The 21556-nt window shown below is 60.4% G+C and carries 26 protein-coding genes, 1 tRNA gene and 1 pseudogene; 18 read left to right on the top strand and 10 right to left on the bottom strand.

Annotated features, from left to right (window positions below; genetic code table 11):
- Positions 1-370: 370 nt before the first annotated feature.
- Entirely contained in the window at positions 371-607 is a 237-nt protein-coding gene (locus tag ACE101_RS04725) for an Lrp/AsnC ligand binding domain-containing protein (protein WP_379126407.1), read from the bottom strand.
- 244 nt (positions 608-851) lie between these two features.
- Positions 852-3044 carry a glycosyltransferase family 2 protein gene (locus ACE101_RS04730; RefSeq protein WP_379138476.1) on the bottom strand — a complete coding sequence of 731 codons (2193 nt, stop codon included), beginning with the start codon at positions 3042-3044 and terminating at the stop codon, positions 852-854.
- A 264-nt stretch (positions 3045-3308) separates the two neighbouring features.
- Between ACE101_RS04730 and ACE101_RS04735 the strand changes: the two genes are divergently transcribed.
- From ACE101_RS04735 to ACE101_RS04750, 4 genes and pseudogenes are all read left to right on the top strand, one after another.
- Positions 3309-3383: transfer RNA gene (locus ACE101_RS04735), tRNA-Val, on the top strand.
- Positions 3384-3771: 388 nt separating this feature from the next.
- On the top strand, positions 3772-4044 hold the full coding sequence (locus ACE101_RS04740) for a hypothetical protein (protein ID WP_379126408.1): 273 nt from the start codon (positions 3772-3774) through the stop codon (positions 4042-4044).
- 175 nt (positions 4045-4219) lie between these two features.
- Positions 4220-4462: a hypothetical protein gene (locus ACE101_RS04745; RefSeq protein WP_379126409.1), complete on the top strand. Its 243-nt coding sequence runs from the start codon at positions 4220-4222 to the stop codon at positions 4460-4462.
- 721 nt (positions 4463-5183) lie between these two features.
- Positions 5184-5637 (top strand): annotated as a pseudogene (locus tag ACE101_RS04750) (IS5 family transposase); the annotation flags it as partial.
- A gap of 112 nt (positions 5638-5749) precedes the next feature.
- Here ACE101_RS04750 and ACE101_RS04755 read toward each other — a convergent pair.
- Together ACE101_RS04755 and ACE101_RS04760 are read right to left on the bottom strand one after the other, a co-directional pair.
- The gene (locus ACE101_RS04755; protein WP_379126410.1) at positions 5750-6316 is read right to left on the bottom strand and encodes a hypothetical protein; all 567 of its coding nucleotides are present in this window, start codon (positions 6314-6316) and stop codon (positions 5750-5752) included.
- 585 nt (positions 6317-6901) lie between these two features.
- The gene (locus ACE101_RS04760) at positions 6902-7630 is read right to left on the bottom strand and encodes a hypothetical protein (protein ID WP_379126411.1); all 729 of its coding nucleotides are present in this window, start codon (positions 7628-7630) and stop codon (positions 6902-6904) included.
- A gap of 144 nt (positions 7631-7774) precedes the next feature.
- Here ACE101_RS04760 and ACE101_RS04765 point away from each other — a divergent pair, with 144 nt between their 5' ends.
- The 7 genes from ACE101_RS04765 to ACE101_RS04795 all read left to right on the top strand — a co-directional run bounded on the left by ACE101_RS04765 (position 7775) and on the right by ACE101_RS04795 (position 12157).
- Positions 7775-7981 carry a hypothetical protein gene (locus tag ACE101_RS04765; protein WP_379138479.1) on the top strand — a complete coding sequence of 69 codons (207 nt, stop codon included), beginning with the start codon at positions 7775-7777 and terminating at the stop codon, positions 7979-7981.
- Between the two features lie 97 nt (positions 7982-8078).
- Positions 8079-9794, top strand: a complete 1716-nt coding sequence (locus ACE101_RS04770; RefSeq protein ID WP_379126412.1) for a hypothetical protein — start codon at positions 8079-8081, stop codon at positions 9792-9794.
- Entirely contained in the window at positions 9784-10350 is a 567-nt protein-coding gene (locus ACE101_RS04775; protein ID WP_379126413.1) for a hypothetical protein, read from the top strand. The genes ACE101_RS04770 and ACE101_RS04775 overlap by 11 nt, the downstream gene beginning before the upstream one ends.
- Entirely contained in the window at positions 10347-10733 is a 387-nt protein-coding gene (locus tag ACE101_RS04780) for a hypothetical protein (RefSeq protein WP_379126414.1), read from the top strand. Before ACE101_RS04775 ends, ACE101_RS04780 begins: the two co-directional genes overlap by 4 nt.
- A 77-nt stretch (positions 10734-10810) precedes the next feature.
- Positions 10811-11065 (top strand): helix-turn-helix domain-containing protein, encoded by a 255-nt coding sequence (locus ACE101_RS04785; RefSeq protein WP_379126415.1) that lies wholly within the window; start codon positions 10811-10813, stop codon positions 11063-11065.
- Positions 11066-11222: 157 nt separating this feature from the next.
- Complete coding sequence (locus ACE101_RS04790; RefSeq protein ID WP_379126416.1) at positions 11223-11645, top strand: hypothetical protein; 423 nt, start codon at positions 11223-11225, stop codon at positions 11643-11645.
- Positions 11646-11905: 260 nt separating this feature from the next.
- The gene (locus ACE101_RS04795; protein WP_379126417.1) at positions 11906-12157 is read left to right on the top strand and encodes a hypothetical protein; all 252 of its coding nucleotides are present in this window, start codon (positions 11906-11908) and stop codon (positions 12155-12157) included.
- Positions 12158-12270: 113 nt separating this feature from the next.
- Here ACE101_RS04795 and ACE101_RS04800 read toward each other — a convergent pair whose 3' ends face one another.
- Positions 12271-12918 (bottom strand): SOS response-associated peptidase, encoded by a 648-nt coding sequence (locus ACE101_RS04800; protein ID WP_379126418.1) that lies wholly within the window; start codon positions 12916-12918, stop codon positions 12271-12273.
- 68 nt (positions 12919-12986) lie between these two features.
- On the opposite strand from ACE101_RS04800, the gene ACE101_RS04805 reads away from it, so the two are divergent.
- From ACE101_RS04805 to ACE101_RS04835, 7 genes are all read left to right on the top strand, one after another.
- The gene (locus ACE101_RS04805; RefSeq protein WP_379126419.1) at positions 12987-14279 is read left to right on the top strand and encodes a recombinase family protein; all 1293 of its coding nucleotides are present in this window, start codon (positions 12987-12989) and stop codon (positions 14277-14279) included.
- Positions 14230-14484, top strand: a complete 255-nt coding sequence (locus ACE101_RS04810) for a hypothetical protein (protein ID WP_379126420.1) — start codon at positions 14230-14232, stop codon at positions 14482-14484. The genes ACE101_RS04805 and ACE101_RS04810 overlap by 50 nt, the downstream gene beginning before the upstream one ends.
- Positions 14484-14834 carry a hypothetical protein gene (locus ACE101_RS04815; RefSeq protein WP_379126421.1) on the top strand — a complete coding sequence of 117 codons (351 nt, stop codon included), beginning with the start codon at positions 14484-14486 and terminating at the stop codon, positions 14832-14834. The genes ACE101_RS04810 and ACE101_RS04815 overlap by 1 nt, the downstream gene beginning before the upstream one ends.
- Before the next feature lie 239 nt (positions 14835-15073).
- Entirely contained in the window at positions 15074-15865 is a 792-nt protein-coding gene (locus ACE101_RS04820) for a hypothetical protein (protein ID WP_379126422.1), read from the top strand.
- Entirely contained in the window at positions 15850-16515 is a 666-nt protein-coding gene (locus tag ACE101_RS04825; protein ID WP_379126423.1) for a hypothetical protein, read from the top strand. The genes ACE101_RS04820 and ACE101_RS04825 overlap by 16 nt, the downstream gene beginning before the upstream one ends.
- 528 nt (positions 16516-17043) lie before the next feature.
- Complete coding sequence (locus ACE101_RS04830) at positions 17044-17427, top strand: hypothetical protein (RefSeq protein ID WP_379126424.1); 384 nt, start codon at positions 17044-17046, stop codon at positions 17425-17427.
- A 37-nt stretch (positions 17428-17464) separates the two neighbouring features.
- Entirely contained in the window at positions 17465-19771 is a 2307-nt protein-coding gene (locus ACE101_RS04835) for a glycosyltransferase (protein WP_379126425.1), read from the top strand.
- Positions 19772-19841: 70 nt separating this feature from the next.
- Here ACE101_RS04835 and ACE101_RS04840 read toward each other — a convergent pair whose 3' ends face one another.
- Genes ACE101_RS04840 through ACE101_RS04860 form a run of 5 tightly spaced genes read right to left on the bottom strand, consistent with a single transcriptional unit; the run spans position 19842 to position 21495 of the window.
- Entirely contained in the window at positions 19842-20216 is a 375-nt protein-coding gene (locus ACE101_RS04840; protein ID WP_379126426.1) for a hypothetical protein, read from the bottom strand.
- On the bottom strand, positions 20209-20772 hold the full coding sequence (locus ACE101_RS04845) for a hypothetical protein (protein ID WP_379126427.1): 564 nt from the start codon (positions 20770-20772) through the stop codon (positions 20209-20211). The genes ACE101_RS04840 and ACE101_RS04845 overlap by 8 nt, the downstream gene beginning before the upstream one ends.
- Entirely contained in the window at positions 20772-20972 is a 201-nt protein-coding gene (locus ACE101_RS04850) for a hypothetical protein (protein ID WP_379126428.1), read from the bottom strand. The genes ACE101_RS04845 and ACE101_RS04850 overlap by 1 nt, the downstream gene beginning before the upstream one ends.
- Complete coding sequence (locus tag ACE101_RS04855) at positions 20969-21205, bottom strand: peptidoglycan-binding protein (protein WP_379126429.1); 237 nt, start codon at positions 21203-21205, stop codon at positions 20969-20971. The genes ACE101_RS04850 and ACE101_RS04855 overlap by 4 nt, the downstream gene beginning before the upstream one ends.
- Complete coding sequence (locus tag ACE101_RS04860; protein WP_379126430.1) at positions 21202-21495, bottom strand: Pam3-gp28 family putative phage holin; 294 nt, start codon at positions 21493-21495, stop codon at positions 21202-21204. The genes ACE101_RS04855 and ACE101_RS04860 overlap by 4 nt, the downstream gene beginning before the upstream one ends.
- Positions 21496-21556 lie beyond the last annotated feature (61 nt).

Consider the following 21556-nt stretch of genomic DNA (forward strand, 5'->3'; position numbering starts at 1 on the left):
GCTCGCTCATTGGGGAAGCCGGCGGTTTCGTGCCGACGCGGACCTTCCTAAGCCATAATATGCGATCCGAGCCGAGGCCAACCCCCGGTGGTCGCCCTAATCCCACCGTTCATGCTGCGATGCGAACGGTGTTGCACATCCTCATCAGTCAAACCTGAGCCGAGAATAGCGGCAGCTTGCCTTCAAGCGCGCCATATCGGCCGATGTCTGCCGGTGGTCAGGCTGGGGTTTTGGTTAAGCTGGCTCCGCCCCGTCCTTTGCTCGCCTGCTGATCAGTAAACCCGAAATTCGGGTCGTATTGCGGCGACGGCCGGGGCAGGACGATGGCAACGAGAGGTTGCGGCCGGTGGGCCACAGTCCCGCAGGCCGCCTAGAACGCCTTGAAGGTGATGATGGTGCGGGTGTCCTGGATGTCCGGGATCGTCTGCACCCGCTCGGCCACGAAATGGCCGATATCGACGCCGTCATCGACGTGGAACTTCGCCAGCACGTCGTAGTGCCCGGCCGTGGAGTAGATCTCGGACGCGATCTCCCGGTCGGCGAGGGCGCTTGCCACCGCGTAGGTGCGGCCGAGCCGGCATTTGATCTCGACGAAGAAGGTTTGCATCGGCACTCGGGCTCCCCGATCGGTCCGGCGGCGCGGGGGCACCGCCGCCCGATGGTCTGGCCCGGCGGGATGCGCGGTCCGGGGCGGAGGCGCCACCCCGCGCCCGCATCGCCCGATCCCGCCCCCGTATCCGTCCCGCCCCCGGTCCCGATCTAGAGCACCTCTAACCGGGCGGCGCGTGGCCGGCAACTGAGCGCCGGTCTCGCGCTCCCCGCCGCGGAGCCGCCGCCTGCGGGGTTTCCGCTCACCAGAGCCGGAACTGCGCCTTCGCGCGGGCGAAGTTGGGGTTGTAGTAGGGGTCGTTGCGCAGCTGCGGGCCCCAGCGCTCCAGCATCGTCATCACCTCCGACTCGAAGCGGGCGCGCTTCTCCGGCGTGTCCTCCTGCCCACGGCTCTTCGATTCGTGGTGGATCAGGCTGGCATGCGGCGTCCAGATGATCCGGTAGCCGGCCTGCCGGATCCGCAGGCAGAGGTCGACGTCGTTGAACGCCACCGTGAGCCTGTCGGCGTCGAAGCCCCCGACCTCGGCGAACACGCTGCGGCGCATCATCAGGCAGGCCCCGGTCACAGCGGAGACCTCCTGCGTCATCACCATGCGGCCGAAATAGCCCGGATCCTCCGGTCCGATGCCCAGATGGCTGTGGCCGGCGACGCCGCCCGCCCCCAGCACGACGCCGCCGTGCTGGAGCGTGCCGTCCGGATAGGTCAGCTTGGCGCCCACCGCCCCGACATCCGGCTCGACGGCGATGGAGACCATCTCGGCGAGCCAGCCGGACTCGGTCACCTCGATGTCGTTGTTGAGGAACAGGAGGAGCGGCCCGCTGGCCGCCGCCGCCCCCTCGTTCGACAGGGCCGAGAAGTTGAAGGCGCCCGGGCTGCGCAGCACCCGGACCCGCGGATCGGCGGCGGCCTCGGCGAGCAGCTTTCCGGTCGCGGGCTCGCGGCTGTCGTTGTCGAGGATGATCACCTCGATGTCCGGGTAGGTGGTCTCGTGCAGGAGGCCGCGCAGCGCGACGGCGAGCAGCTCCGCCCGGTCGCGGGTCGGGATCACCACCGACACGCGCGGCGCCGGCGCCGGCAGGATGCGCACGAGGCGGTTGAAGCCGAGCGGCCCGCGCTCGGCCCGGTGCGGCCAGCCGCGCCGCGCGATCAGATCGCGCAGGGATTGCAGGCGGGCGGCCTCGGCGCGCTCCAGCGCCGTATCCGAGAAGGTGCCGGAGCCGATCGCCGCCCGCCAGTGATAGAGCACCTGCGGCAGATGGCGGATGCGGTCCGGGGACAGGCGGTCGCTGAGGCGCAGGAGCAGGTCGTGGTCCTGGCTGCCCTCGAAGCCCGGCCGCAGGCCGCCGACCTCCCGGACCAAGCTCGCCCGCACCACCGTCAGGTGGTTGATGTAGTTCTGCGCGTAGAGGAGTTCGGGGTTCCAGTCGCTCTTGAAGTGCGGCTCGAAGCGGTGGCCCCTGGCGTCGACCTTGTCCTCGTCCGTGTAGATCAGGTCGAGCTGCGGCTCGCGCAGGATCGCCTTGGCGACCTCGAACAGCGCGTGCTCCGGCAGCACGTCGTCGTGGTCCATAAAGGCGATGAAGGCGCCGGTGGCGAGGTCCAGGGCCGTGTTGGTGGCCCGCGCGATGTGCCCGTTCTCCGGACGGCGCACGAGCTTCACCCGGGGCTCGTCCTGGGCGATCCGCGCCAGGAGGCGCGGCACCGCCGGGTCCGTCGAGGCGTCGTCGGCGATGCAGAGTTCCCACCGCGGGTAGAGCTGCGCGCGCACCGAGCGCAGCGCCTCCTCCAGCACCTTGGGGGCGGGGTTGTAGACCGGCATCACCACGGAGATCAGCGGCGGGTCGGCCATCGCGGCGACCTCGGCCCGGATCTGAGCGCGGTCCGCATCCGTCAGGGTGTCGAAGCAGCGCACCCAGGTGTCGTAGCCGGTGAGGCCGGGCGGGGTGATCGCGCGGGTGAGCCGGTTGCGGGCCCGCACCCGCTTGCCGAGGCAGCGCCAGAACACCGCCTGCGCGGCGAGAACGGGCGCGCGCAGGACGCCCCGGCCGAGGAGCGTGAGCCGGCTCTGCACCCGGATGGTGAGGTCGGTGAGGGTCACCTCCGTCTCGCCGAGCATCGGCGTGAGCCGCAACGCCGCGAGGCCGGCGGGGAGCCGGCCGATCCAGGTGAAGCGGCCGTTGCCGAAGGCGCGCTCGGCGAGGCTGGTGTTCTCGTGCTCGCTCAGGCCCTCGGCGACGGCCGCCAGTTCGACGCGGCTGAACGAGCCGCGGCCCTCGTCCCGGAAGCTGATCTCCACCCAGCGCCCGCCGAGGCCGGTCCCGCGCAGGTCGAGGAGGAGGGCGCCCGCATCGTGCGGATCCGCGGCGAAGCTGCGCGTCGTGCCGTTCCCCCACAGGGGCACGATGGCCGCCTGCAACTCCGCCGGGCGGGCCATGCCCGCGCGGATCCGGCCTGCGCGCTCGCTCGTCACGCTCGTCCTCGTTCTGCCCGATCGATGGCCGGCCTCTATCCCAGGCGTCCCCGGACGGGAAGGGCAGCAAGGAAGGGAGGGGCGAGCGCTCGTCCGCCGGCGCCGCCGCTTCGGAGCGATCGTCCCGCTTTTCCGCGAAGCCGGCTCGAAATGGCGCTTGCCAAGCCCGAGCGGCCCATCTATACGCCCCCTCACACCGGAGCTGCCTCCCGCAAGGGCCGCTCCGAGGGGCGCGTAGCTCAGCGGGAGAGCACTACGTTGACATCGTAGGGGTCACAGGTTCGATCCCTGTCGCGCCCACCATCTAACCCTCTGATATCACAAGGGCCGCACCGCAAGGGCGGCCTTTTTTGCGAAGTGATCCCAGGTTCACTGAACCTGTGAACCGGCCCGCGAGCCCTGGCGACAGGTTCATGTGGAGGCATCATCCTCCCCAGGACGCGCCATGTTCGACTCACCCAGCCTCGCCTTCACACCTACGGTCCTCGAATGGTCCCGCGGGCTCGCCAGCCTGTCGCCGGGCCAAGCGCCCTGCCCCGGCTTCCGGCCGGAGGAGTGGCTGTTCCCAGCAATGCGCGGGCTGCCGTCACTTGCTGTCGGCACAACCCCGCTCCTGATGCAGCACATTGCAGGCGAAAATTGCCTTTTCGGGTGGATGACAGGCGCCCGGCACGCTTCCTAAGTGCCTCCCATGACCTTGCAACTTGCCTCGCAGGCAGTCCGCATTGCCACCTTCACCGAGCCTGAAGACGGCCTCCTGCTGTTCGCGAACGGCCGGCTCGTCGCCATCATCTCGCAGCTCCGCAATTCGGTCAGCGATGAACTCGCCGGCCGCTGGTTCCTCGAAGCGGGATTTGGTCCCTGCGCCCACCGCGCGCCTGAGGCGTTCGATACCGCCGGGGATGCGGAGAGGTGGGTGAGGAGCTGCCTTGAGGTCGAGTGGGCCGGGCTCGAGGTCTCCTAGGAGCAGAATGCCAGCCGCTCGGCGGCGCCCCTGGAACTGACCCGAAGATCGGCTGTTCTGATCCCGCGCGCCTGCCCTCTCGTCCTCGCACCAGTCGGCCGGTGACCAACGCGTTGCGTTGACCCCGCTATGCCTTCCGGCTGGCGGGGTCGCTCACCGTTTGGGGAGGCGCTGCATGCCACTGCCAGATCCGCTGCGCGACTACGCGGCCGAACTCCTCGCCGAGGTCATTGTGCTGCTACGCACGGGCGACCGTCTCCTACAGGAGATCGAGATCCTACAGGCTCAGCAGCACCAGCTGCACGGCGATCTGACGGAGTTGCGGGCCAAGGCGTGTGAGGAGTGCGGGACCAGCTCGCAGCGCCACGACCAGCTCGGGTCAATCCTCACGCGGATGAGGGAACCACCTAAAGCGTGAATGCCGGGGCTTCATCGCAGCGCTTTCAAGCGGGCGCGTATGCTTGCGCTCTTGGCCACGACGGACGCGAGCTCCGACCTGCTGGTACGAAGAGCACGGCGTAGGGCTTCGTGCTCTTCCCGCAGCCGGGCGCTTTCAGCTCGAAGCGCCGCATTCGTGAGGAGCAGGCGGGCGAAGGTGTCGGCATCGGCATCGGACATGCCGGCTAGCGTGCCATCGATGGAGCCGGGACCGCGCTTATCCAGGTGAACCTGGTCAGCAGGAGCCGACAGACGGATGTCGGCACGAGGGATGAGTGGGCCATGAGCCGGCGCCGCGGTTCCTGTTCCCCGCTGCGTCGAACCTCTCGTGACTACCCGGCCCACTGAGCCTCACGGGATCGGCCACGAGAACTGGTCGAAGCCGCCCTGTCGTCACCAGCCCTCTTGCGATCCAGCCCGCCAGTGGTCCGGCCCACCGCAGGCTCCTCAACGAGAGAGGGCATTCCTGTAGCAGGCCAAGCTCGGCTGACAAGCGGCCTCTGGAAGCTGCTCGGCCTCGGGAGATGGCGCTACGCGCGCACTCGGTTGGGACACGCTCACGCTGTTCGGGGTGCATCCCACATCAGGCATCCGCCGCGGCGACTGGAGCGGGGTCCTGATGCCCTGCGTCTACCCGGTGTACGAGGTAAACCGCGAGTTCCCGCGGGTCCACCTGTGGTGCTGCGTGCGGGATAAGCTGGGGCACGGACGGGGCGCTCGGGCGCAGTCAGGGCGGGTTCTCGACCAAGATGCATCTGCGCGCTGAGGGCGGGGGCAAGCCGATCACGGCCGTCCCGACGGCCGGTGAGCGCCACGAGCAGTCCGCGCTAGACGCGCTGATGGATAAGGGGGGCGGTGCCACGTCCAGGGCGCGGACGCCCGCGTCCCCGCCGGACAGCAGGTGATCGGGGCTATTCCAGCCCACCGGCCCGTCGCCGCCTCAGGCAGCGCCGGATCGAACCGGTCATCCCGACCCGTAGGGACCAACCGCGCCAGCCCGGCTTTGACAAAGCCGCATACCGCGAGCGCAACAAGGTCGAGCGGCTGATCAACCGGCGCAAGCAGTACTGCCGCATCGCCACCCGCTACGAGAAGCGGGCGACCAACTACCTCGCCATGGTCACGCTCGGCATGACCATGCTCTGGCTCAAATGACTTTGCAGAGACGCCCTAGTCTTCTGGAAAGATGTATAAATTTGTCGCACGGCGTCGAGAAATCAATGACGTCGCATGTTGGTAAAATCCTCCCCTTATTGCTGAATGTCTATCAGAATTGTTTCGTTATATAATAGACATCAACCGGTGCGAGGCCTCTTTTTAAGCATTCGGGATCCTTGTGCAGGGGATGATGTTCGTCACCATGGTCGCATTCGCATACATATTCCACTGCAGGGCCAAAAGCCTCAGCAAGAGCTAGGCCTGCGTCAGTCTTGATCGTTGCGCGCTCGTTTCTATCTTCCGAGTGAACCATCAAGGCAACATCTACGTGCGACTCCTCCCCGTCTTCTGGCGCAATTGTTAAAAAAATCTCCCATTTGTCTCCCGATAGTTGCATATTGTTGTATTTTGCAGTTCGAAATCCACAGTAGTATTTTCTTTTTGGCCCAGGCGGAGGGTTCTTTCTTTGGTTTTGCTTATGTGCAATTTTGCAGCCTATGCGATGAACATCTGTATCTTCAGGCGCTAAACGCCGAAGTATCGCAGACTCATGAGACCTACCATCCTCCTTCGATTGCCCGAATACAAAAAGGACTTTATCGACATGTATCGAATTTTGAAACGCCTTGTCGAAAATAATCGATCGGGAAATTTCATCATCAGCCTCGATCGTCATGCCCTAATTTATCCTCAAAAGACTGAAGTTGTTCGGATCTATATTAGATTTTCTCTCTATTGTCTGCCGATTCCGTCTTACAGTGTAACCAAACTCCCCATCAGTGATAGTTATGGCGATCTTTGTGTTGCCAAATGCCCATAACATCAATATCGCCTCCGAACCTAGCCAAGAAAGCTCGGGCGGCGCCAGTTCTCTGTTTTTCATCTGCGCGACCAACGAACGCGCTGTGCTTATAGTGCCATCATCTACTCTATCATCGTCGTCTTCTGAAACGCTGAGTTCTTCTAAATCTTGTTCTATTTGCCTGTATTTCTGATGGGCTAATATATTCAAGTCAGAACTTGACGCGCTGGTACTCACAGTAGGAATCGACCTAACCATTAGCAGTGGCCGAGCCTCTGCTGCGCTCGGTGTAATGGATGATAATATGCTCCAATGTTTTTCTATTTCTTTGGTTATTGCAGACGGAGATTCTGTCGAGCCTAGACTAGGCACAACGACGAACCTAAATGTTCTATCGCGTTTAATGTCCATATCGGCCAACGTGCATATTATAGAGTGCAGTTCTAGGGTTATATTTTTTTACAAGCGTCCCGATTTGACGATCCGCATCGCTTCTTCTTTCTGTTGGAAAATGAAAGACTTGGCGTACTCCGATATATCAGAAGTTGTCGCAGAATTGAGGTCAATTTTCCAACCAATAGACGGATATGACTTAATGGGTATCTGCTGGGCGCCCAAAGTCGGAATATTTACTTGCATCGCAAGCATCTGCAGCTCATTTGACGTCCAGGTCAGCACCCTGTTCATCTCATGATCTCCAGGTCCTTCAAAATTTTTACGAACATTATATTGGTATACAAAATCTGATGCGTTTGCTGGATATTTAGCATCTGGAACGAATTCAGAGAATTTATTATATCTTTCTTCGGAGTCTTTGAAGCTCATCGCCAGATTTAGGACGGTTGCCACTCTTATAACTTGTAGATTGCCAATAATTCTTGATTGAAGCGCGCAAAGCACTTCAAGCGCTGGTAAAATTTCGGCGATCCGCGGAGGCCCATCCTCTGCCGCATCCACATTTGAGCTCAATCTAAAGTCAATGCGACCTATCGCAGAAGATACTTGAAGGTGGTATTCGCCCATGGCGCCATCGGCTTGTGATGAGGGAGCTGGAAATCCTGGCGCGCGTTGATAAGCCTCGGGCATTTGCCCGTTAAACAGCATTCTCCAAATATCCGCGGCGTCCAAAATTGGCGTGTTTGGGGCTGGAAACAGTACCCCTTGCAGTTGATCGGCTTTCCAGAACATAACTTTTACTCCCAGCCATCAACCCGCCACTGGACGTCGCCTGATACGGATCTAGGTGGCTCCGCCATATCACGAATCGCCAAATGAGAATGCACGGGCAGCTTCGGACTGGCTATATAGGAGCGCAAACTCGCGACGGTGAGGATGCCGATTTGTGCGCGGCGTGTACGCGTCCCCACACTCGGAGGCCGCTGTGGCAAGCGCTTGATGACAAACGGCGTCGCAATCGACCTCGCCGCGGTCATCCTCGCCAACGCCTACGTCCGGGACGTCCTCGCGAAAGAGGACGCGTCAGAGGGGCAGAAGCGCATGGCGGTCCGGACCGCGATCCTGCTGGCGAGGCCGGCGTGACGGACCGAGGGCTTGACGAACTAATATGAGATGTTAGTTTCTGTCTGCCGGTCGCGAGCCGGCGCCGCGCCCCGGCACTGGGGCGGGAGACGACACCATGACCACGCACACGATCGGCGGCATCCAGATCACGGCGCTCCACGATGGAGCCGCGGTCCAGTTCCAGAAGGAGAAGGATCTCAACGACTCGCTGAAGGCCACTTTCCCGAAGGCCCGCTGGGGAGCCGAGACCAAGTCGTGGCACATCCCGGGCAAGCTCGCCGTCAGCCGCGCCCTGCGGTGGGCCGAGGAGCGCCAAGCTGAGCGGGCCGCGCAGGAGCAGGCCGCAGAGCAGGCCCGCCGCGACGCAGAATTCGAGGGGCGCCCTGCACCGGCAGCCCCCCTCGAAGGCTTGGCCTATTTCCAAGCGCTCCGCGCCGATGGGCGCAAGATCTCAACTCAGAACGTTAAATTCATCCCCGGTAACAAAAATATTCGGGCGGACGTCGTATTCGCATACGACCCCGAAGCGGTGCGTCTCATCAAGACCATCCCGGGTGCAAAATTTGACGGATACCACAAGACGTGGTCGATCCCGATGGACCAAGCCCATGCGCTGCATGCCATCATCGGAGCGATGGATCAGGCTGTTGCGGCTCAACTCGCAAGCCGGAACGCGGAGCGCCGTGCCGAGCAGGCGGCGCGCGATGCCAAGGCAGCAGAGAGGCGAGCCAACCGCTACCCGGTTCTGGAGTGGGACGCGCCGGCCGTAGGATCCGTCGCAATGCTTCACGGCCGGGCTGTTTTGGTCGAGGGCCTGGGTGACGTGTGGCGCTTGGACGGCGGGGATTACGACGGCATCTACCCGCCGCACCTCTGGGACCGCCGGGTCCGGTACGTCTATTTCCGCGAGGCGACGCAGGCGGAGGCGGAAGCATTTCTGCTGCGCGAGCGGGAGCGGGTTGAGGCGGAGGCGCAGGAAGAGCGGGACAGGCACGAGCGAAACGTGCGGGAGCGGCTTGAGACCATAGCGCGGCAAAACGCGGAAGCCGAAGAGCGGGAGAAGGCTCTGGCGGATCGCTGGAGCACTGTTCCGGATGGCCCCGTGATCACGGTCACCTTGCAACGTGGGCGCAACGATCCTGTCGAGTTGCCGATTGCGATCCCCCAGCCGCCACCGTCCGATCGGGGCGAGGTCGCGAAGATCGACGAGGTGATTTCCTACATCAGGTGGACGCCCGAGCCGGCCGTGGTCGCTGGAATTGGGTCGGATGCCCCGATCATCGCATCCGCCAAGCGGGAAACCATCGACGGGCGGGAGGTGTGGTCCACGAACGTGCGCGGCAAGGATGGGCGGATCGTCAAGCTTGCTCTCGCCTCCCGTCCTGAGCTTGAGACGCTGATCTCCTACGCCGAGGAGATCATGCGCAGGGTGCAGGCTGCCGCCGCCGCCTATTATAGCAAGGAGGAAGCGGATCAGCTGGCCAGGGCGCAAGCGCAGGTCCCCGAGGGGCGCGTTCTGGCGCAGTTCATCGGCTGCATCGACGACGGATGGGTCGCCCAATATCGCCTCCCGGATGGGCGGGTCGTGACGACCCTCATCGACCCGTTGCCGATCCAAACCGCAGATACGATGGTCGGCCAAACTCCTTGGTACGCGACCCTGCCGATTCCTGAGACGCTCACCGAGGAGGCCGTTGCGCCCCACGCCGGCCGGAGGCGCCCCGTGCGTGTCGCGCTGCGAGACCTCGGCGCGCCGGGGTTTGGCCCCGATGACCCTGCAACGGATCTGCGCGAGGCTGCCGCAGATGGAGGGCTGAGCAGTGAACCGTGAGATGTCCCTTATCCGCTACCGTGTCGGCGATCCCTATCCCGGTCCCCTCGCCGGCGAAGGCCTCCAGATGACGATCGAGCCGGCCGAGCGGAGCCTCAACGCGATGCTGGTGGCCGGGCTTGCTCGGCCGAGCGTCAACGAGGTCGAGGCGCTCACGCGCGCGCCGATCCGCCTCGGATTGCTGGTGCGGTCTCCGATCATCTACGTGGTGATGGCTGGCGCGGGCATCGATCTCGATGCCGCGGTCGCCCATGCCGGCGACGCGACCCGGGGGCCGCTCGTGGCCGCGGCCAGGGCGGTCTATGCCTGGGACGAGGAGCACCGCGGCCTCCTCACCGTGACCACAGTCGACACCGCGTCCGGCATGGTCCGTGGGCTGAGGGCGGTCAGCCTCTCGCGGCAGTGGTGGGCGACGCTCGCCACTGGCCTTGAGGCGTGCCCCGTTGCGACGACGGCGGAGCGCGAACGCGTCAACGCAGAGACGTATCGGCGGTATCCGACCCCCGCAGCGATGCTCGCGGATTGCAGCATCATCGAGATGGGAGGCGCGCTGTGAGCCGCGAGTACGGTCACGGCCAACGGGCCGCGCGCCCGCGCATGGTGGTCGCGGGCCTTGACCTCGGCACGGCGATGGTACCGGCCGATGTCTACATCGAGATCAAGCGCCTGCTTGAGCTGGATGACGACAAGATCCTTGCCGCATTCGCCGCGGGCGCGGACGCCCTGGCTAAGGGGGATGCCGCGGGCCCGCTCGTCGAGGATATCGACGATCTGGACGCGACCTCCGCTGCCTTGGAGGTCAGCCGGTCACGGCTCAAGGCCTGGCGCAAGCATGCTCGCCAAATGACTTGGCCCGAGCTGCGTGTGCTGCTGCTCGGGCTCAGGTCGATTGTACTGGCTGATCGTGCTTCAATCCGCGCAGGACATGCCCGCGATTAGAGGTCCATATGACCTAGTAGAAATCTGTTTGCGCAAATCCGCGCGGCAAGGCCGCGATGTCAAGGAAACTGCCAGAGATGCCACGGCCAAGCAAGACCGACATGGAGGCGATCGCCGCATCTTCGGTGGATGAGGACGTGCCTCTCGCCGACCTGCTCCGCATCACTCGGGCACAGCGGGGCGAGACGCAGGCCCAATTCGCGGCGACCCTCGGTGTGTCGCTGCCGGCGCTGCGCGCCTGGGAGCAAGGCAGGGCCACGCCGATGGAGCGGCTGGTGCGCCACGCCCTGCGCGCCCTCGCTCGGGAGGCCGATGCCTCTCCGCGGACATAGCGGCATGGCGCGAGCCGCAACCATCATCCGGCAAGTCCCCGACACCTGGGGCGACCCATGGGATGTCCGCGAGGAGCGCCCGACTCAACACGGCTTCCCGATCTGCTTCGGGTGGCCCCACGGCGAGCCCCGGGGACGGGGCGCCGGTGGCCCGCGCGTGATCGTCACACCCGAACTCGCGCAGCACATGGAGCGGTTCCGGGCCGCGGGCGGTGCGCGGGGCGGTGCCGTGCTCGGCCTGCCGCTCGGCGCCACCTCCATCAAGCGCATCCGCCGCCTGCTCGGCCACCACTACATCGCCGACCGGGCCGCGTGGTGGGAGGCGCAGGCAGCCGATCTGGCGGACCTGACGATCGACGCATTCGCGGCTCGCCACGGATGCTCGGTCGGGAGCGTGTCGCAGGCGCGCGCCGCTCTGTTCGGCGCGTCGCTGCGGCCAGCGGGTTGGTGGCGGGCACCGGACGTAGCGGCATTGATCCTAGCAGATCGGCCCCGCGCAGATATCGCAGATCAACTCGGCGTCTCGGTCGGCTCGCTTGGTCGACTGAGATGGGCGTTGCGAGCTTCCGCCGCTGAATAGGCGGTGGATGGCGCTGGTAATGGCGGATTGCCCTGGATCGTAAAGGGTGGCGGCTATTGGTCGGAGCGCAACAGGCCGCCCAACGGGTGACGCTGCGATCCCCACCAAGGCGTTCGTGATTTGTCTGGGAAGTGCCTTTCCAATTTTCCGGAATGTTCTCGTTGACGCGAAGTCATGATGATGCATATCTTGCGATGCAACCCTTGAGGGCGGATGAACGCATCGCCGCAACCCCTCCCGGGCAGCGCGCGAGGCGAGATGTGCAGGATTCCGCCAGGACACCCGACGCCGCGCTCATCGACACACTCGTCGCCGAGTACGTGGGGCTCTATGCCCAGCTGCTGCTGCAGCGACGTCCCGAGCCGGAGGAGATGGTGGCACGCCTCCTCGCGCTCCGCGGCACCATGGTGCAGGTAGCGGCCGACCGCGGTGAGCGGTGCTGGCAACACCTCGCGCGGCAGGTGCGGGCCACCTGCGCAGGGCTGTTGGGCGATGGCTTCCCCACCCAGTGAGGGCCCGCGGCATCGCGGCAAGTTGCTGGTGGTGGCCCTGATCCTGATCGGCTTCGCGCTCCTTTATGGAGTCGTGCAGACCTACAGGGCGCGCTCGGGAATGCCCTGATCGGTCAGGCCGCCCCATCCCGCCGCTCGCCCCGCGCCACCTCCATCATCTCGTCGTCCGGCAGCGGGCGTTGCAGCTGCAGGGCCTCGTCGGCCGGGGCCTCGAGCCACGTGCGCCACTCCTCCGGTGTGGTGAGCAGGACCGGCATGGCCTTGGGGTGGACCGGTCCAACGATCCCGTTGGCGGTGGTGGTCAGGAATGCATAGAGCCGGTGCTCCTCCTCGACCGGCTCGTCGCGCTTGGGGCCGCGGACGCCCGTCCAGGGCCGCCAGATCCCAGCGAAGGCGAACAGCGGCCGCTCCTCCGACAGCGCGAACCAGACCGGCGTCTTGCGCGGCTTGGTGTCAGCGTACTCGCTGAACGACGAGACCGGCACGAGGCACCGGAACTCCGGCTTGAGCCAGGGCCGCCAGTACGGCGAGGCGACGTTGCGCACGTTGGTGACAGGCTGAGGACCGGCCTTCGGCGGCGGCGGGAAGCCCCACCGCATCATGGTCAGCTCGCGCCCGTCCTCGCTTGAGCGCACCACGGGCGCCATCTGGTCGGGGAAGATCCCAGGCAGCGGCGGCAGGTTGCCGGTCTCGTCGCGGATCACCTGGAAGGTGCGTCGGATCTCGTCCGGCGAGCGGGTGAGGCTGTAGAGATTGCACATGACGGGATCATAGCTAGACAACGTCGGCTAGCCAGGGTCGCGACGGTGCCTTCGGGGCCGCCATTCGGATGACGGCCACCATGCCCCGTTGTGCCATCTACACTCGCAAGTCGACCGAGGATGGGCTCGACAAGGATTTCTCGTCGCTGGATGCCCAGCGCGCTGCCTGCGCTGCCTACATCGCAAGCCAAGCAGGTGAGGGCTGGATCGCGCTGCCTGATCTCTACGATGATGGCGGCTGGTCGGGTGGCACGTTGCAGCGGCCGGCCTTGCAGCGCCTGCTCGCGGACGTCGCGGAACGGCGCCTTGACGTCATCGTCGTCTACAAGATCGACCGCCTCTCCCGTTCCCTGTTCGATTTTAGTCGGCTCGTGGAGCTGCTCGACCGCCATGGCGTGAGCTTCGTGGCTGTCACGCAGCCGATCGCGACGACGACGAGTATGGGGCGCCTCATGCTCAACGTCCTCCTGTCCTTTGCGCAATTCGAGCGCGAGGTCATCGGGGAGCGCGTGCGCGATAAGGTCAAGGCATCGCGCATGCGAGGTCTTTGGCTCAATGGCCACCCACCCTACGGCTACCGCATCGTGGAGCGGCGGGTAGATCGGCGTCTTGCCGTCGTGCCGGCTGAAGCAGCGATCGTCCGGCAGATCTTCGAGGCCTTTACCCGCCTACGCAGCGCCACGGCCGTTGCCCGGGCACTCGCAGAGATGGGCGCGCAGCAGCGTAACGGCTCGCCATTCACGGCTTCGGTCGTGCGCAAGGCGCTGCGCAACCGCCACTACCGAGGCGATTCGGTGCATCGCGGGATGTGGTACGTGGGCACTCACGAGGCGATCGTGCCGCCCTCCCTCTGGGACGCTGTACATGCCCCGCCTCGCCCCCTGCGACGTCGCAACCCTCGACCGCCCGGGCTCCTGTCAGGGCTCGCTTACGGCCCCGGCGGCCGAGCGCTGATCCACACCTCGACCCTTCAGCGCGGCCGCCACTACCGCTACTACGCCTCGACATACATCACGCATGGCGACCCCTCGCGGTGTCCGGTCGGCCGCCTCAGGGCCGAGGCCCTCGAGGATCTTGTGCTTGCGTGGCTTGACCGCGTGGCAAATGCGGCCAAGGCGCCCAGCGCCGTTGATCCGCGAGAACGTATCCTCCTTGCCGTCGCCAGGATCGATGTGGATCCGGGTGGCGTTCAGGCGCGCCTCCACGACGGGACCATCAACCGGATTGCAGATGGCCTGCTTCTCCCCCGCATCGTTCGTGCTAGAACAAAATCAGAACATGCGCGAGAGCGAGCCAGCCCGGAGGCGACCTATGACGATGCGGACGACGTTCGTGGTTCAGACGTTCGAGATCCACCGTAAGAAGCTGCGCCCTGGCACGCGCGACGTGGCACCGACCGAAAGTGGAGCGCTGAAGCGGGCGGAGGCGATCGCCGCGCGGATGCCGGGCGCCGCAGCGCTCAAGATCGTGGCCGATGATGAGACCGGCGAGCTGGACGTGGTCTCGATCCTGGGCCGGTTCGGGGAGATCCCGGAGGACTTCGCCGAGCAGATCGCGGGCGGCTGATGCCTCGTGGGCCGCACTACGACCATGAGCGCGCCCAGGCATCCACGACGGCGGAGCTACGCGCCGCCGGCATCACGACCATGCACGTCTACTGCCAGCGGATCGGCTGCGGCCATGAGGCGGTGATCGCGACGGACCGGTTTCCAGATTGGCTGACGACGGACCAGTACGCCTCGCGCCTGCGGTGCTCGAGATGCGGGGCACGCCGGCCGGAGGTGCGCCGGGACATGCTCGCCCACTACGCCAGCGCCCACGCGGAGACGGGCTGGGGCATGGGCAGCGCGGGCCCGCTGCCGGCGAGCTACAAGGTGGTGGGGCGAGATCTGCCATGGCCGGATCGGCAGGAATGACCGCTCAGGAATACTGGATGGAGATCTCCGAACGCAGGCGCAGACAGATGGCAGCCGCAAGGCTGCGCCCTGTGGACCCGCAAACCTCAAGGAGATAGTCGGAACGACCGCACTCCGTCTGCTCACAAAGGCCCCCTGCCTTGCGGCTGGCTGCGGGTAGGGGCTACCTTGCTTTACACATGTTATCACAACGAAAATGAACTCAGAATCGATTACTCCATAGGGAAACATGTTCAGCCATGCCAGCACAGTTCTTTTTTGTTATCCCATTTATATCTGCGCAGATCGCAAGAGATTTCAGGAGCGCCTGTGCAAAGCTGAGGGCGACGCTCGAAGCGTGTCTATCGCAATCTGATATGAGTGACGTAAAAATCGCAGTGTGTTGTCATGAGATTCCACCTTCATTCAGAGAAGATTTCCCGCAAATAAAATTTATCGACGCGCCATTAGGCCCTCCACGGGTAGGGGCGACAATCAATGAAATACGCTATGATAAAGCTAGTAAATTAAGAAGGCTTGCTGTGCATGTGCATGACTCCGGCGGTGGTCATGTTATGATGCTCGATGCAGATGACCTCGTTAGCTCAAAGCTTGTCGCTCAAGTTAGACTTCACGCGCCTGAAAGTTCCATGCTATTCAATGGTGGTTTCGTTGTTTCAGAACCCCGGCGCGTAGCTTTGAATATGTTGGAAGATTTAAAATTGCCCCTTTGGGAAGGATGCGGCAGTTGTCTTGCTGCTTTCTTCAGAAAAGATGATCTACCATTCGCAATGGTCGATTTCTCGCCCTGGAAGCTATTCAACCAACTACAAGGGCATAAGAGCTACAAACATGATTTCAGGCTTGCCAAACGAGAGCTTACAACGACAGATGAACCAATGGTAATTTATGTCAAGGACCACGGATCAAATCTAACAATGATCCAGTCAAACGGCCAAGAAGATAATGTATTTGAACATCAGGCGGCGAGAGAAATATCTAAGAAAATTGGCGACGATTTCAAAATTCCCGAGGAATGGTTGAGAAAGTAGTTACAATCATGTCAAAAGAAGATGAAGACCTTGGCTTCAAATACTATCAGAACACGTCAGACACACTAATCGTCTGGTTTGGGGGTATTAATGAGCCATACATTAGCTCAAAGCTCGCCGATGAAACCGGTTTTAATGTTCTTGCTGTTCGAGATCATAAATTTAGCTGGTACACAAAAGGTATTATTCCCGGACATGCCTCTATAGAGGACGGGAGATCTTGGCTGAGTAGTTTTATAGAAGACAAAAAAATCATCAAAACTGCTTTTTGTGGGCAAAGCAGTGGCGGCTATGGGGCCTTACTCTACTCCTTTCACTGCCATGCCAATTGCTGCGTGACCTTCTCACCACAAACTCGCAATCTGTTTACTGGGCAATGCACAATGGTGCCCGGCGTGAAAATTGTTGATGTGGGAGAGCTATATAAAAATACGAAACATACAAAACTGATATTCAACATCGGAAGATCTGAGTCATCGCACGAGCACGAGTTTTTTTGGGATGATTGGCGTCAGGTTGAAAAATTCAAAATGCATGACAGTGCTACATTTATCACGCATCCGATCGATAATCATTCAATATCAATAGTTTTGAGAAACGACGGCATCTTGTACAAATTTGTCCACAATCTGCTTAGAATATATCTTTAAATCTAGTCATCGAACTTGTTCTGAGAGGTCACCACAATTGAATGACCCCTCATTGCCTTTATAAAGTCAAACACGTTCACAGCAATTTGTGGAGATCTGCAAGATGCAAAATGTAAGTACTATAATCTCAGTCGCACAGACTAGTCATTTTAAATATATACCGTAATATACGAATGACAATATCGAGACTACCGCAAGATATCAAATATTGAGAGCTGAAAGTATGTAACAGATGGGGCATCGCAATGACATCATAACATTTTTGCGCTATAATGTTTATATACGTTAATATTTAACTGGCGGTCGTACAACAGTGTCGGTCAATAATTAACCAGAGGTTGACTTGCGGCCGTTAAAAGGTTAGCGCTTGATCATAAAGTCCGGCGATGTCCTTCTGGCACCAAGTTCCTTGGCTATCGGCTGTGCAATGCATCTAAAGGAAGTCAAAATATGATTTTGAGTACGCGGATTATACCAAATGTGGTGCATCAAATCACCTTCCAGCATGAGTATTCAAGCATATCGTTGATGGACGAATCTGCTATGGATACGCTATTGTACATCGGTGTAAGAGATGAAAGTGGGCCAATTGTAGTTAATAATCATATAGGGGGAAATTGGGGGGTGGAAAATTTCCTACAAAGACCTCGTACCGATGATAACCAACGAAATACTGTGTGGTTTAAATTCCACGCAGGGCGGATTGAGATGTGGAATTCAATCATTGCTTTGAATTTTGATCGGTTTGATGAAAGTTGTTCCAAAAGAGTTCGGCTCGTCAAACTTGAAGGGGTTGTAAATCAAGCAAATTCTTTGCGATTTTTAGTTATGACGCCCGAAGCCATGGCGGCTGAAATTGGTTACAATGTATTGCACAGGCGCATCGATCTGCTTGAGCGAAGTAAAATTTGATTCGAACGTTCGCTATTGCACGAAGTGAGTGCTAGAAATGGCTGTTAAAATGTCCCTTGCTCACCAATTGCGCAATCACAATACTTGTGACTCGACGGTGGCAATATGCACGTACAATCGAATCGCTACCCTTCCGCGCACGATTGAAGCGTTGAGCCGGTTGCGAGGTGAATATAGCTTTGAAATTATAGTTGTAAATGGCCCCTCCACGGACGGCACAACTGAATTTCTAAAGACTTCAAAAAATGTGCGTGTATTTGACAATCCAGAGCCAAATTTGGCTGTATCCAGAAATATTGCAATTGCGAATGCGCGAGGGCGATACATCGCGTTTATCGATGACGACGCCGTGCCGGAGTTTGACTGGCTGTCATTGCTTATAAAAAAATTGGACTCTAACACAGATATTGTCGCGCTTGGAGGATTCATCAGAGACGCAAACGGTATAAATTTTCAGGCAAAATACGTGTACTGTGACGTGTTTGGGAAGGGCTATCCTTGCGAGAATGCTGAATATGTTGTCTTTCCTTCAAAAGGAAAGAGAATGTATCTAAGTTTGACCGGCACTAATGTTATATATCGCGTTGATGCGTTGAAGCGCATCAACGGGTTTGATGAGATTTTCGCATACTTCCTTGATGAGACCGATGTAAACAAAAGAATGGATGATCTCGGGCTGCGTTGTGAGATGCTCCCAGACGCCGAAATTCACCACAAGTATGCGCCTAGCCACCTCCGCACTGCCAAGAAGGTGGCGACAAATATGTTCCCCACGGCGCGCAGCATTGCATATTTTGCAATGCGTCATGGTGTTCCTGAAGTTGGATGGGATGAGGCAGTTAAACGACTAAGCCAATTTTATTCTGATGAGTATATTTGGAAGATTGATTCCTTAGTTCGCGGTGAAATCGATCGCGAGCAGTTCGAGGCCCTGATGTATCAGTCGGCTCAAGGAATAATTGCCGGCATCGACTACTATTTCGACAATTTGCACTTATCTCACGAGAATCGACTTTCTAAATATCACTCCATTGAAAGTCCTGTTGTGCATCGGAGTATGAAGCGCGATTCAGATGTTCTCCGTCTGTGCATGTTCTCACAAGATCATTCGCACGAACGGAGTGGTGGGATAGGTAGATGGACCAATCTTGTTGCAAAAGGACTTGCGGAAAGAGGAAACGAAATCACCGTTATAGGCGATATTTCATGTAGCGATCAACAGGAATATTGTGATTTTAACTCTAACAATTTCTGGTCGCATAACGTTGGATGTTTTGAGAAAGCTGATTCTCTGGAAATTGACTGCCTTGGGTTGCCGCCATCGTTAGCTAATACATCAAAGAGAAAGTTCTCTGAGATGCGCCGAATAATGCCGCGCCGACAGTTCCAGGTCGCGAGTTCACCTATTTGGGATGTGGAGGGAGCCGCCGCTATTGGCAGCGGTTCGGTACCCGTAGTTTTAAGCCTTCATACTTGTGCTGGCTTAATGCTAGACTCCAAACCTGAATGGAAATTAGATGAATCATATTATAATAATCATGTTCTTCGTGTAATATCCGCAGAAATACAGGCATTAAAAAGGGCGCCTCTTATTCTTGCAAACTCGAACGCTATCATGAAAGACATTGGAAATCTTTATGACATGGACTTATACAGTAAGGCGCATGCAATTGTGCCGCACGGCATTGAAGATATTGATAACGGAGAAAATGTTCTGCAACAAAGGGAGGCGGAACGTGAAGCTGATATTGAAAGTCCAATTCGGATCTTATTTGTTGGTAGATTAGAGACGCGCAAAGGCATAAAAGATCTTGTGGCTATTGCTAGAGCTTTATTGCACGAGAATATCAATATCCACTTGGATATTGTTGGAGAGAAAGTCGATGAAGTAAACAGTAAAATTGTTGATCAACTTGTGGAACAGTATCCGGATAGAGTGATCCGCCATAATTATTTGTCTAGTTTCGAATTAGATAACTTAATGCGACGTTCCGATGTATTTTTTGCTCCTTCGTTGTATGAGTCATTTGGGCTTATCTATGCTGAAGCTATGAGATGTTCTGTGCCTTCGGTTGCATACAGCACCGGCGGAGTTCCTGAAGTAATCAGCGATGGCGTTGATGGCTTTCTCGCGGAACTACACAATCAGCAAGATTTGTATATGAAGATGAAGCAAATCGTACTAAACAAAGAACTCCGAAGCCAGATGTCACGGGCTGCTAGATTTAGTTTTTCGTCGCGTTTTCACTACAAGATAATGGCTGAGAAATTGGAAATTGTTTACAAGGAGATTGCAGAAATACATAGGTATTCGAAGTTCGTAAGTCAAAATTCTGCCTTTTAGTGGTCCCAATAGATCAAGCCTAGCCGCGTATCCGGCGGCTAGGCTTGATCGATGTAGGTTGTACACGGAATCAGTGCTCGCGGTGCGCTCGCCCCTGGACCGATTGCTCCCGCTCGATTTTGTCCAGCAGCTCCACCTGCTTCCGCGTGTCATCCCGCATGATGCGGATGCACTCGGCGATGCGCCGCTGGCAGTCCAGGATGTCCCGCAGCAGGTCGCGCTTCTCCTTCATCAGGTCCATGTAGGCGACGGTGCCCTGCAAGTGGACCGCAGGCGCCTCGGTGACTGGCGGCGGAGTGGATGCCACGGCGGAGTCCTTAATCCGGTCCGCCTTCAGCATCAGGCGCAGCCCGAAGAACAGGATGAGCGCACCGACCGCCGCCTGAATGAGCGGGAAACCAGCCAGGGAATCGTAGATCGCCTTCAGGAACCCGGCCTCAGCCATCGACCCGCTCTCCCTTCCCCGCCGAGGATCGCGGCACCAGCGAGATCCCCGCCTTCACCGCCTCCGCCCGCAGTGCCTCGATCTGTCCCTCAAGGGTGTCTTGCCGCCGCACAGCGTCCTTGCGCGCAATGAAGCAGGACAGTAGCTCGAACATCGTGAGGGTGCCGAAGATCGGGATGCCAAGCGCGGGCGCGTTCGCCTTCAGGGCGTCGATGAAGAGCGTGAGCGCCATCTCTCCCCAGACCAGGGCGGAGAACAGAGCGCACCAGGCCCGGATGATGGCGCCGGACGGGTTCACCCGGCCGTTGTTGATGTGGCCGTTGAGGTAGAGGGCGCCCCCGCGGAGCGCCCCGCAGATCCCGAAGAAGACGGCCAGCCCCTCCTCTGTCACCCCGAGCGTCTGGATGGGCTTCAGGGCGCCCCGCTCGAGCGTGTCGCCGGGCATCGCCAGGGTGAGGGCGATGAGCACCATCATGACGGCGGCCGACCACTCGAACATGCGCTCCGAGCTATAGGGGCCCGCCGGATGCGCAGCGTCACGCTCGAACAGCCCCATCACGGCCTCCCGGCGCCGCGGCCACATACGGCCGTCCACTTCGCGTTGTGGATCCGCACCTGGCGGCGCGTCTCCGGGGTGTCCTTGCCCGAGTAGGTGATCGGGCTCGCCGTCTTGCAGAACCGAGCCGCGTCGATCTGCTGATCCGGTACGATGCACGCGAATACGAAGAACCCGGCCGCGGCGCAGGTGAAGGTCATGCGTCCCTCCGGAGGAACGGGTCGGCCGGGTCCTCGGCCTCCACCGCGGCGCGCTCAGCCGCGGCCTTGGCGGCCGCCTCCTGGCGCTCCGCCTCAGCGCGGGCCGCATTCGCCTGTGTAGCCGCGCCGAGGTCGCGCAGCGCCTGCTCGGCCCGCCGGTTGGCGAGCCACTGGTTGATACCCTTGGCGACCAGCGTCAGGAGCGCCGTCGCCCACCACGGCAGCCTGATCATCGCGTGACCGGCTGCACCTTGTCGCTCGGGACCGCGCTGGCGATCGGGGCGGAGGCCTTGATCTCGGCCACCTCGGGCAGGGCCGCGGCCGCGGCGACGAGGTTCTTCTTTGAGCGCGCGACCAGCCCCCAGATGGTGGTGCCGATCATCACGAGCGCGCCGGCCGCGATGATGAGCTGATCGGTGAGGCTCGCCATCTGCTCGGCGGAGATCCAGCCGCGGGCGACGGCGAGCGCGCCGCCAATCTGGAGGAGCGTGCGGGCGAGCGATAGGAGCTGTTCCTGGTTCATGGCGGTGTCCTTGTCTTGGATGGTGCGAGCGCTGGCTTGGATGGTGGCGCCGCTATCTTGG

It is taken from the genome of Methylobacterium carpenticola (genome assembly GCF_042748905.1).
In the GTDB taxonomy this organism is placed as follows: domain Bacteria; phylum Pseudomonadota; class Alphaproteobacteria; order Rhizobiales; family Beijerinckiaceae; genus Methylobacterium; species Methylobacterium carpenticola.

What these genes read in the sequence shown, in the direction of transcription:
- ACE101_RS04725 (WP_379126407.1), bottom strand. Translation starts at nt 607, where the DNA reads ATGCAAACCTTCTTCGTCGAGATCAAATGCCGGCTCGGCCGCACCTAC.
- ACE101_RS04730 (WP_379138476.1), bottom strand. Translation starts at nt 3,044, where the DNA reads ATGGCCCGCCCGGCGGAGTTGCAGGCGGCCATCGTGCCCCTGTGGGGG.
- ACE101_RS04740 (WP_379126408.1), top strand. Translation starts at nt 3,772, where the DNA reads ATGACCTTGCAACTTGCCTCGCAGGCAGTCCGCATTGCCACCTTCACC.
- ACE101_RS04745 (WP_379126409.1), top strand. Translation starts at nt 4,220, where the DNA reads ATGCCACTGCCAGATCCGCTGCGCGACTACGCGGCCGAACTCCTCGCC.
- ACE101_RS04755 (WP_379126410.1), bottom strand. Translation starts at nt 6,316, where the DNA reads ATGACGATCGAGGCTGATGATGAAATTTCCCGATCGATTATTTTCGAC.
- ACE101_RS04760 (WP_379126411.1), bottom strand. Translation starts at nt 7,630, where the DNA reads ATGTTCTGGAAAGCCGATCAACTGCAAGGGGTACTGTTTCCAGCCCCA.
- ACE101_RS04765 (WP_379138479.1), top strand. Translation starts at nt 7,775, where the DNA reads ATGCCGATTTGTGCGCGGCGTGTACGCGTCCCCACACTCGGAGGCCGC.
- ACE101_RS04770 (WP_379126412.1), top strand. Translation starts at nt 8,079, where the DNA reads ATGACCACGCACACGATCGGCGGCATCCAGATCACGGCGCTCCACGAT.
- ACE101_RS04785 (WP_379126415.1), top strand. Translation starts at nt 10,811, where the DNA reads ATGCCACGGCCAAGCAAGACCGACATGGAGGCGATCGCCGCATCTTCG.
- ACE101_RS04800 (WP_379126418.1), bottom strand. Translation starts at nt 12,918, where the DNA reads ATGTGCAATCTCTACAGCCTCACCCGCTCGCCGGACGAGATCCGACGC.
- ACE101_RS04805 (WP_379126419.1), top strand. Translation starts at nt 12,987, where the DNA reads ATGACGGCCACCATGCCCCGTTGTGCCATCTACACTCGCAAGTCGACC.
- ACE101_RS04810 (WP_379126420.1), top strand. Translation starts at nt 14,230, where the DNA reads ATGACGATGCGGACGACGTTCGTGGTTCAGACGTTCGAGATCCACCGT.
- ACE101_RS04815 (WP_379126421.1), top strand. Translation starts at nt 14,484, where the DNA reads ATGCCTCGTGGGCCGCACTACGACCATGAGCGCGCCCAGGCATCCACG.
- ACE101_RS04820 (WP_379126422.1), top strand. Translation starts at nt 15,074, where the DNA reads ATGCCAGCACAGTTCTTTTTTGTTATCCCATTTATATCTGCGCAGATC.
- ACE101_RS04825 (WP_379126423.1), top strand. Translation starts at nt 15,850, where the DNA reads ATGGTTGAGAAAGTAGTTACAATCATGTCAAAAGAAGATGAAGACCTT.
- ACE101_RS04830 (WP_379126424.1), top strand. Translation starts at nt 17,044, where the DNA reads ATGGACGAATCTGCTATGGATACGCTATTGTACATCGGTGTAAGAGAT.
- ACE101_RS04835 (WP_379126425.1), top strand. Translation starts at nt 17,465, where the DNA reads ATGGCTGTTAAAATGTCCCTTGCTCACCAATTGCGCAATCACAATACT.
- ACE101_RS04840 (WP_379126426.1), bottom strand. Translation starts at nt 20,216, where the DNA reads ATGGCTGAGGCCGGGTTCCTGAAGGCGATCTACGATTCCCTGGCTGGT.
- ACE101_RS04845 (WP_379126427.1), bottom strand. Translation starts at nt 20,772, where the DNA reads ATGGGGCTGTTCGAGCGTGACGCTGCGCATCCGGCGGGCCCCTATAGC.
- ACE101_RS04850 (WP_379126428.1), bottom strand. Translation starts at nt 20,972, where the DNA reads ATGACCTTCACCTGCGCCGCGGCCGGGTTCTTCGTATTCGCGTGCATC.
- ACE101_RS04855 (WP_379126429.1), bottom strand. Translation starts at nt 21,205, where the DNA reads ATGATCAGGCTGCCGTGGTGGGCGACGGCGCTCCTGACGCTGGTCGCC.
- ACE101_RS04860 (WP_379126430.1), bottom strand. Translation starts at nt 21,495, where the DNA reads ATGAACCAGGAACAGCTCCTATCGCTCGCCCGCACGCTCCTCCAGATT.